Origin of the sequence: Argonema antarcticum A004/B2, from assembly GCF_023333585.1 — a bacterium.
GTDB lineage: Bacteria > Cyanobacteriota > Cyanobacteriia > Cyanobacteriales > Aerosakkonemataceae > Argonema > Argonema antarcticum.
The window spans coordinates 50,171-58,370 of the sequence record NZ_JAIQZN010000041.1 but is presented as its reverse complement, the minus strand read 5'-3'; the positions used below and the strand labels follow the sequence as shown (position 1 = coordinate 58,370).

The 8,200-nt window shown below is 44.7% G+C and carries 7 protein-coding genes; 2 read left to right on the top strand and 5 right to left on the bottom strand.

Features of this window, described 5'->3' with window-relative positions; all coding sequences use genetic code 11:
- Window positions 1–1,836 (top strand): calcium-binding protein (locus LAY57_RS18255; protein ID WP_275994143.1); only part of this gene is annotated, 1,836 nt, incomplete at its 5' end.
- Between the two features lie 162 nt (window positions 1,837–1,998).
- On the opposite strand, the gene LAY57_RS18250 is transcribed toward LAY57_RS18255, so the two are convergent.
- The gene (locus LAY57_RS18250) at window positions 1,999–3,741 is read right to left on the bottom strand and encodes a sensor histidine kinase (RefSeq protein WP_249068243.1); all 1,743 of its coding nucleotides are present in this window, start codon (window positions 3,739–3,741) and stop codon (window positions 1,999–2,001) included.
- A gap of 618 nt (window positions 3,742–4,359) precedes the next feature.
- Here LAY57_RS18250 and LAY57_RS18245 point away from each other — a divergent pair.
- Window positions 4,360–5,037, top strand: coding sequence for a response regulator transcription factor (locus tag LAY57_RS18245; RefSeq protein WP_249068242.1), 678 nt, complete (start codon window positions 4,360–4,362; stop codon window positions 5,035–5,037).
- Between the two features lie 70 nt (window positions 5,038–5,107).
- Here LAY57_RS18245 and LAY57_RS18240 read toward each other — a convergent pair whose 3' ends face one another.
- The 4 genes from LAY57_RS18240 to LAY57_RS18225 form a co-directional block, all read right to left on the bottom strand.
- Window positions 5,108–6,169, bottom strand: coding sequence for a S66 peptidase family protein (locus tag LAY57_RS18240; protein WP_249068241.1), 1,062 nt, complete (start codon window positions 6,167–6,169; stop codon window positions 5,108–5,110).
- An 84-nt stretch (window positions 6,170–6,253) separates the two neighbouring features.
- Window positions 6,254–6,679: an HNH endonuclease gene (locus tag LAY57_RS18235; protein ID WP_249068240.1), complete on the bottom strand. Its 426-nt coding sequence runs from the start codon at window positions 6,677–6,679 to the stop codon at window positions 6,254–6,256.
- Between the two features lie 6 nt (window positions 6,680–6,685).
- Window positions 6,686–7,090 carry a hypothetical protein gene (locus tag LAY57_RS18230; RefSeq protein WP_249068239.1) on the bottom strand — a complete coding sequence of 135 codons (405 nt, stop codon included), beginning with the start codon at window positions 7,088–7,090 and terminating at the stop codon, window positions 6,686–6,688.
- Between the two features lie 115 nt (window positions 7,091–7,205).
- The gene (locus LAY57_RS18225; RefSeq protein WP_249068238.1) at window positions 7,206–8,159 is read right to left on the bottom strand and encodes a DNA adenine methylase; all 954 of its coding nucleotides are present in this window, start codon (window positions 8,157–8,159) and stop codon (window positions 7,206–7,208) included.
- Window positions 8,160–8,200: the final 41 nt, after the last annotated feature.

The window sequence follows — 8,200 nt, the reverse complement described above, 5'->3', positions numbered from 1 at the left end:
GAAAATGGCACAGTGGTAGGTGTTGCCGTCACGATTAATCGTACTGGGGATACATCGGGTACATCTAATATAGATGTACAACTTGCTAATGGCACAGCAACAGGCGGCACAGATTTTACCGCCACCACACAAACCATCAACTTTGGTGCGAACGAGACTAGCAAAACTGTCACAGTTCCTATTATCGAAGATAGCCTAGTTGAAGGGAATGAAAACCTTACTCTCACGTTAGTTAATCCGAGTACTAATACTAGCATCGGTACTCAAAAAGCAGCCACTCTAGAAATTATCGATAATGATAATTTCCCCACTGTTTCGATCGGCGATATCGTTGTCTCTGAAGGTAATAGCGGCACGACTCCTGCTAACTTTACCTTGACTCTGAGTGCTACGTCTAATCAAAGTGTTACTGTTTTATACGCTACTGCTGACGGTACGGCTACGATTGCCGATAATGATTATAGTCAGATTTCTTCAGGGTCGATCGCATTCAATCCCGGCGAAACCAGCAAAACCATTAGCGTTGGCGTCAAAGCTGACATTAAAGTAGAAAACAACGAAAACTTCTTTGTTAATTTAATTGGTGTTACCAACGCCACTATTGCTGATAACCAAGGTGTGGGAACTATCATCAATGATGATACCGAGGAAGATTGCTTTTGCGAACAACTTGTTCATCCTAATTTAGATACCTTCTTCGATGAGGGAAAAGAAGGTTATTCTTTAGCACAACTTAATCAAACTAGCAATACGTTTTCTGGCACAGAAAGCGACGATAACCTTATCGGCACTGATGTTAATGATGCGCTAAACGGTTTGGGTGGGAATGATTTTATTGAAGGAAAAGCAGGCAGCGACAACCTTTACGGCCACAATGGTAAAGATACCATTTTTGGTAACACTTCCAGCTCCGATCCGGGAAGCGATCGCGATTGGATTTCCGGTAACGAAGGCGATGACATCCTCAACGGCAATGAGGGTAACGATGTAATTAACGGCAATCAGGGTAACGATACTGTCCGAGGCGGCAAAGGCAACGATATTGCGCGTGGGGGTCAAGAAAATGACCAGATGTGGGGGGACAGTGGCGATGATACCCTCATGGGTGATAAAGGTAACGATACCATTTTTGGTGGTGTCAGCGATGCAGATATCGGCGATGCTAACGGACGCGACTTGATATTAGGCGGTAGCGGCGATGATTTCCTCAACGGTAATGAAGGGGATGATACGGTTTGTGGGGATGAAGGCAATGATACGGTACGAGGCGGTAAGGATGATGATATCGTTTTTGGCGATGCTGGCAACGATATGCTGTTTGGCGATTTAGGTAATGACAGTCTCTGCGGTGAGGATGGTGACGATACCATCTATGGAGGCAATGGTAGTGATGTTCCCATTGGTAGTGTTGCTGAAAAAGATTGTTTGTGTGGAGGAATTGGCAACGATTTGCTGTTTGGCAATGAAGGTGAGGATAAGATAAATGGTGATGAGGGAGATGATACTCTTTTCGGTGGTAAAGATAACGACACTCTTACAGGTGGCGCTGGAAATGATTGGCTGAGTGGAGATTTAGGTAATGATATGCTGAGGGGTGGAAAAGGAAGCGATCGCTTTGTCTTATCAGCAGGAAAAGGCACTGACATTATCCTCGATTTTGAAGATAACATTGACTTACTCGAATTACGCGGTAATCTAAGTTTTGCACAATTGACAATTAACCAAGGTAGTGATGGAACTTTAATTAGCATTACTGACACTAGCGAACTTTTAGCCACTCTCAAAGGAGTGCCAGTGAATCTCATCACTCAGCCGGATTTTGTTCTAGTTAACTAATTCATACCAAATCAGGGTTGGTTACCCCTTTAATTTTTGGCCTAAGCATTGTAGAGACGTTTCATGAAACGTCTCTACAGCCGATCGCCATAAAGGGGGTAATCGTTGCGGAATGTGGGATCGAAGATTGTTGGCGGTTCATAGTTCATTGTTCGCCAACAGTTAAAAAGATGCAGGAGAAGAAGGAAGAGTCACTGCGATCGTTGTGCCGACACCAACTTCACTCTCTACTGTAATGCTACCGTCGTGTAATTCCACACACTTTTTCACAACAGTTAATCCCAGTCCAGAACCGGGGATAGTGCCAACATTTTTGCCGCGATGGAATGGCTCAAACATATATTTTTGGTCTTTTGGTATAATGCCAATGCCGCGATCGCTAATTCGGAAAATAACCATTCCCTCTTGGCTTCCTTCTGCTGGTTCACAAACTAGGGCAAAATCAATATTACCCCCCTGCGGTGAATACTTAATCGCATTTGATAGTAAATTTTCGAGCGTTGTTCGCAGCAGTTTTTCGTCTAGGCAAGCATTTTTACATTTACCTTGACTGTTAAAAGTAATTGTATGCTTGCTACCAGTTGCAAGCTGTATTTTGGCGATCGCATCGCGGCAAATTTTTTGTAGATCGACAACTTTGGGATTAAACTCTAGCTTTCCGGCTTCGGCTCTATTGATTGTTAAAATATCATCTAATAACTGAGTCATCGTTTTAGCAGATGCCTGAATTCGCTGAATGTTCCTCAGCCTTTTTTCTTTCGGTAATTCTTCGTTGGCATTTTCCAGCAGTTGAGCAGAAATTAAGATGGTGCTGAGGGGAGTGCGAAAATCGTGAGAAGCCATAGTAAAAAAGCGACTCTGTAATTGGCTGATTTCTTTATCTCTTTCCAGATCCAGACCCGTCTCTTCTGCCTGCTTGCGATCGGTGATGTCTATGCCTGTGCCAAGAATTTGTTCGGGTGTACCATCAGCATTTCTGGTAAAGACAAGATCCCAAGTGTGAAGCCATCGCCATTCACCGTGGACGTTTTTTAAGAGCAATTCGTGTTCCAATACTTCACCATCTTTAGCTCTGTCAAATCGTTCTTTGATTTCGGCAAGCTTAGGCAAACATTCTGGGTGAAAAATTTCTGTAAAAAACGTCGCTCCCATTGCTTGAATTTCCGATGGTGTATAGCCAAAACAAGTATAAGCTTGGCGATTTATGTAGAGGTTGCGTTTTTGCTTTAGATCGAAGATGTAAATCAAATTGGGGGTTGTGTCAGCAATCTGGTGAATCAAACGCTTTCTTTTCCGCAGCACTAACTCGGCTTGCTTGCGATCGGTGATATCCCGCACCAACCAACCCAAAGCGACTGGTTTGCCTTCGCGATCGCGAATAACACTCACCCGCAGGGTAGCGTTAATCAGTTCGTCATCACAGGGCTGTAGCAGCACATCCCACTCTTGTACCGCGCTGCTTTGGCGCAATCGCCTAGTCAGTTTGGAGTGAAACAGGCGACGCTGCTGTTCGGCGACGAAAATTACCAGCGGTTTACCCACCAAAAACTGCTGGGACACATTCAGTAGAGTGGCAGCGGCGCGGTTGGCTTCCTGAATTACCCCTTGTACATCTGTCACCAGGTAGCCGTCTGGTGCCAGATCGAATAACTCCTTATAGTACTGGCGTTCTGCTTCTGCTGCCTTACAAGCAGCCAGTTCCTCTTTTAAGGGGATGCAATCATAAGTAGTTGGTTGGGAGGAAGAGTCTTTCTTGTCCTCCTTGTCCCTTTTGACTTTTGCCTTTTCTTGGGCCACCCGTAGTGCTGACAAGGTGGTCTGACATTGCTCGCAGGCTGTTTTGACAACCTCCAACTTTTCGGGAATCGCAGACATCTCTACCTCTTTCTGTATTTCACCGAGCATGGCGCTACTCTCATCTCTGACTTAGTTTTCTGTTGATGAACCCTCTGGGGCCGGAACTTTTTGCCACGCCTGCTCAAAACCTCATTATTAAGCGCAAGTTTATCGATTTTTTAAGTAAAGCAGATTTTTGATTTTAATGTGGTATACCGTGAAGCGATCGTGCCCATTCCACTATGAAAATGCCTAAGTCGGGTTTCAGGCTACCAGTTATCGCCGGGACAGTGGAACCCTTGCCCCTGCCCCCTTGCCCCCTCCCCGCAACAGGGAGGGGAGTATTTCTCCCCCCTCTCCGAGGTCGGAGAGGGGGGTTAGGGGGTGAGGTTTGTCGCGTTTCATACATTTTCTTAATATTTGTCAAAAGCTGTAATAATTTAATGAAAGGGCAAATTTCCCTGCTTACCCTAAACGAGATTAGCGGTAAGTACATGGCGATTTTCCTAAAATAACTGTTTTTTTTAATAGGCATCACCCTCAAAAAAAGGGTCTGAGGCTACTTGTTTTTGTCCAAACATTGTTTAATCAGAGACCAGATTGTTTTAAATCATTCTGCCCTAAAGCAGATATTCAGTTTGTAGTTTTTGCATCCGTTCACTTTTAAGATAGAAAGATATCTCCACTATGAGAATGCTCCTAGTCGAAGATAATTTGTTGGTTGCTGAAGCCTTATCAGAAGCCCTGACAGACCAGCGTTATGTAGTTGATGTTGTCCATGATGGAGAAGCCGCTTGGCATCAGGTCAAAACTCTTTGCTATGACTTGATTCTGTTGGATGTGATGCTTCCAGACCTGGATGGCCTTAGCCTTTGCAAACGACTGCGATGTCATGGTTATAGCCTACCTATTATCATGATTACTGCCCTCGACACTAGCACTGATAAAGTCAACGGTCTGGATGCCGGAGCGGATGATTATATTGTCAAACCGGTTGACCTACAAGAATTATTTGCGCGGATTCGCGCCTCCCTGCGACGGGGATTTTCTTCTTTACCTCCAGTTCTGGGGTGGGGAAGTCTGCGTCTTGACCCCAGTACCTATGAAGTCGCTTATGAAGACCAATTCCTGCATTTGACCCCCAAAGAATACAGCCTCCTAGAGCTTCTTCTCCGCAACGGTCGGCGGGTATTGCCCCCCAGTGTGATTATCGAACGAATTTGGTCTCTTGAGGCTCCCCCCGAAGAGAGTACTGTTAAAGCTCACATCAAAAGCTTACGCCAAAAATTCAGGTCTGTAGGAGCGCCAAAAGATTTGATTGAGACAGTCCACGGTGTCGGTTATCGCCTCAAACAAATCTCTTGAAAGATTTGGTATGTTGTTGCGCTTCATAGCTCTTTAAAGAACGCTGAAGCGCAACAACATACCTGACATATCACAGCTTAGTGGCACTTTCTAACATTTGGATAGTGCCAGCGCTGGCATCAATTTCAGCTTCCACACCGATCGGCAAGGTAAATTTATCTGGAATGTGACCGATCGCTGAACCGTACCAAGCGGGAATTCCCAAAGGAAGTATGTGTTCTCTCAGAACTTGGTTTAATGTCAGCGACTTCTCTGGATTTTTTGGATTGCAATCGGTGCATTGCCCAAAAATAAAGCCAGCAATTTGGTCAAGAATTCCCGCCAGTTTTAATTGAGTCAACATTCGGTCAACTCGGTAAACTTCCTCCTCAACTTCTTCCACAAATAAGATAGTTTTTTTCCAGTCAGGTAGGTAAGGAGAACCCACCATCGCCGCCAACACAGACAAATTGCCACCCACTAATTTACCTTTAGCTTTTCCGGGAGTAATGGTTTCCACAAGGACTGCGGTTGGTTTAAGACAATCCCGCACGAACAGCTTTTCTTCTGAGGTTGAGGGATTTTGCATCGTGACGGCTTCGCCATTAAACAGAATCCGCTTCACGTAATTTACTGTAAACTGATTCCAGGTGGATGTTCCCACTGGGCCGTGAAACGTGACGATACCACTTTTGGCGTAAATTGCTAACAACAGGGAAGTAATATCGCTGTAGCCCATAATAATTTTGGGATTATTTCGGATTAATTTATAATCCAATAATGGTAAAATGCGATTGCAGCCCCAACCGCCGCGTCCGGCGATAATTGCCTTAACTGATGAATCGGCAAACATCGCGTTGACATCAGCGGCCCGATCGATATCTTTGCCTGCAAGATAACCGTAGCGATCGAGAAGATGCGCTCCCAATTTGAACTTTAAACCTAAATCTGTCAGAGTTTGTTTAACTTCTTCAATATCTTCGGGAGGGGTGGGACTAGCGGGGTTGATCAATCCGACTGTATCGCCTACTTTGAGGTTGGGTGGTTTAATAATTGGTGATGGGGATGATTTAGCTTGGGCAATTTGCGGCAATTGGGCGGTTAATGCTGCGATGCTAAAAGCTGTGAGAAATTGGCGACGATTTAAGGTCATGTATAGATGATAGTTTCTAGTAAAGTTTTCAGGATTTTGTAACCATATTTATCAGCTTGTTCAACAGGAATGATAGTGTTATTATTAGTCAGTGGGAGGATGCCAACCACTGATTGTCCAACGTCTCCTAGCTGCAACTATAACTGGGTTATTCATTCGCAGACGCACAATTGTAGCCCGACCAATAGCAGTTATACCTTCAACCCTTGTGCTGTCGGGACTCCAGGCAAAATGATCGGACCATATTTGCGTGCGTGGGTTGAAAAGAGGTACAGTTTCTCCTGTCACGGGGTCTACAGTTTCGGTTGCATCGCCCTTAAATTCATTACACGAACGACAGGCTAAACAAACATTCTCAAAAGTTGTTTCACCACCTTTAGAAATAGGCTGAATATGGTCGTAAGTCATGGCAATGCCGCTATTGGCTTCACTGGTTAAACAATAGCAGCAACGCCTGCGATCGGTTTGTGTAATTTGATTTCTTAAACTTTCAGTGATGTATGTAGACATGAGCGCTTATGGGGTTGGCACGGTATGTCCTCGCCAGCGGAGTAATACTGCTGCTTGAGCTTTACGTAACATGAAACGGTCAGCCTCATGCCGCAGTGCCATCAGTTCTAAGCGTTCCACCTCTGTCAGCGTACTGTTAGAATTAGCTTGCAACAGGGTGTTGTATCGCTCTATTTCTGCTGCTGTTTTGCGGCTATTTAGAATCTGCCATAGGGTATTGTCGTCTAGTTTGTCCAAGGCGGAAAGGTCAGCCTGAAATTCCTCTGGCACATCATCCCATTCTGGGGGGCTACCTACTTGTAAAGCATGGAGGATGATTTCTTCAAGAGGTCGCTGGGTAGCACTGGCAGTATTGACCAAGCGTTGATAAAGTGTTTCTGGAATTTTAAGTGTAACGGTTTCTACTTGCATATTTATTACCTCCACAAACGCGATAGATTCAGATCGGGAATAAAATTCCCGATCTGAATTTAGCTGCAAGATAGCAGATGCGATCGCACTCCTAGCATACCCCAAAGACGCCGGGTTACTGTTCCCGTCTACACCAATCCAGATTCCGACCGATTAGCAACTCTGTCATCTTGGCATGATGGGTATTTCTCATCGCCACAGTCTGCGTATCAAATCCGTGTTTATGTGCCAGTTGCCGCACCTCTTCGGTATTATCATAGGTCATCAGGAAATCACCTGCGATCGCACTCACCACTCTAAACAATTCTTCATGGTCAATCTCGGAATAATTATATAGCCGACTCCCAGCCTTTTTCCCCGCTGCTGTATATGGCGGATCGATAAAAAATACCATATCAGTACGATGAGCATTTGCCTTTAAAACTTCCATCCCATCGCCTTCGATAAAAGTGATGCGTGAGCGCTTTTCTTTAATTTCCAGAATCCGCTTTTTCAGCGTTTCTGGATACCAGCGCGACCCCAGTCCTTTTCCATTCTCTCCACTTTTCAGCATCCCTGCACCCGCTGCCAAAATACCACCGCGATTAATGCGGTTTTTTAAGATAGTGCTAAATGCCTTCTCTTGGATTAAAATACTATTTTTTGATAACACTGCTTTAACAGATGCTTCGCATAAAGTGAATGTAAAAATTTTGTTTGCCAGCCACTCACCATCACCGTTAATAATAGTATGCCAAACAGCCGCAACTTCCTCATCTATTTCCACCATCTTAACATGATTTGCCAAATCTTCAAAAGCAACGGTGAGGCTGACAATACCACCACCAGCAAAAGGCTCAATAAACTCAGATGGTCGCGTTAGCAAACTGGCTAGCCATTGCCTAATTCGGGGTACAAGCCATGTTTTACCACCTGGATATCGGAAAGGACTGCGCTGGGCAACTGACGAAACATTGGTAATTCGATCGAGGTGGTTATTTTCAAAGAGGGATAGTTGTCGCATAGGTTGTTTGGAGGGAATCCAAAGACCTCTGCGAGGGGGTGCTTCGGCATTAGCGTTTTTTCTCATCTACTCACTTCACTACAGTTTACTGCTTTTTTCACTTTAGT